This is a genomic window from Micromonospora sp. NPDC005298 (assembly GCF_040607375.1).
In the GTDB taxonomy this organism is placed as follows: domain Bacteria; phylum Actinomycetota; class Actinomycetes; order Mycobacteriales; family Micromonosporaceae; genus Micromonospora.
The window spans coordinates 1-1,589 of sequence record NZ_JBEXGP010000052.1 but is presented as its reverse complement, the minus strand read 5'-3'; the positions used below and the strand labels follow the sequence as shown (position 1 = coordinate 1,589).

At 52.9% G+C, this 1,589-nt stretch carries 1 rRNA gene; it reads left to right on the top strand.

Annotated elements, in window-relative coordinates:
- Nucleotides 1–1,589, top strand: a 23S ribosomal RNA gene (locus ABZS77_RS30020); the annotation flags it as partial.

Below are 1,589 nucleotides of genomic sequence, written 5' to 3'. Positions count from 1 at the left end.
GAGGTTAAGCTGAAGAGGCGGAGCCGCAGCGAAAGCGAGTCTGAATAGGGCGTTTAGTACGTGGTCGTAGACCCGAAACCAGGTGATCTATCCATGGCCAGGATGAAGGTGCGGTAACACGTACTGGAGGTCCGAACCCACTAACGTTGAAAAGTTAGGGGATGAGCTGTGGATAGGGGTGAAAGGCTAAACAAACCTGGAAATAGCTGGTTCTCTCCGAAAACTATTTAGGTAGTGCCTCGTGTCTCACCTTCGGGGGTAGAGCACTGTCATGGTTGGGGGGTCTATTGCAGATTACCCCGCCATAGCAAACTCCGAATACCGAAGAGTGCAATCACGGGAGACAGACATCGGGTGCTAACGTCCGGTGTCAAGAGGGAAACAACCCAGACCGCCAGCTAAGGTCCCCAAATATAGCTAAGTGGGAAACGAAGTGGGAAGGCTAAAACAGTCAGGAGGTTGGCTTAGAAGCAGCCACCCTTTAAAGAAAGCGTAATAGCTCACTGATCGAGTCGTCCTGCGCGGAAGATGTAACGGGGCTAAGCTATATACCGAAGCTGCGGATGCGAGCTTTGCTCGCATGGTAGGAGAGCGTTCCGTAAGCCTGCGAAGGTGCCTTGTAAAGGGTGCTGGAGGTATCGGAAGTGCGAATGCTGACATGAGTAGCGATAAAGGGGGTGAAAGGCCCCCTCGCCGTAAGCCCAAGGTTTCCTACGCAACGTTCATCGGCGTAGGGTGAGTCGGCCCCTAAGGCGAGGCAGAAATGCGTAGCTGATGGGAAGCAGGTCAATATTCCTGCACCATTGTTAGATGCGATGGGGGGACGGATCGCGGAAGGTTGTCCGGGTGTTGGAAGTCCCGGTCGCTGCATTGGAGAAGGCACTTAGGCAAATCCGGGTGCGGAATTCAAGGGTGTGGCGCGAGCTCCTTAGGGAGCGAAGCAATTGGAAGTGGTTCCAAGAAAAGCCTCTAAGCTTCAGTCTAACGATGACCGTACCGCAAACCGACACAGGTGGGCGAGATGAGTATTCTAAGGCGCTTGAGAGAACTCGGGAGAAGGAACTCGGCAAATTGGTACCGTAACTTCGGGATAAGGTACGCCCTTGTAGCTTGACTGGCTCGCGCCAGAAGGGTGAAGGGGTTGCAATAAACTGGTGGCTGCGACTGTTTAATAAAAACACAGCACTCTGCAAACACGAAAGTGGACGTATAGGGTGTGACGCCTGCCCGGTGCCGGAAGATTAAATGATGGGGTGCAAGCTCTTGATTGAAGTCCCGGTAAACGGCGGCCGTAACTATAACGGTCCTAAGGTAGCGAAATTCCTTGTCGGGTAAGTTCCGACCTGCACGAATGGCGTAACGATGGCCACACTGTCTCCTCCCGAGACTCAGCGAAGTTGAAGTGTTTGTGATGATGCAATCTACCCGCGGCTAGACGGAAAGACCCCATGAACCTTTACTGTAGCTTTGCATTGGACTTTGAACCGATCTGTGTAGGATAGGTGGGAGGCTATGAAACCGGAACGCTAGTTTCGGTGGAGCCGTCCTTGAAATACCACCCTGGTTTGTTTGAGGTTCTAACCTTGGCC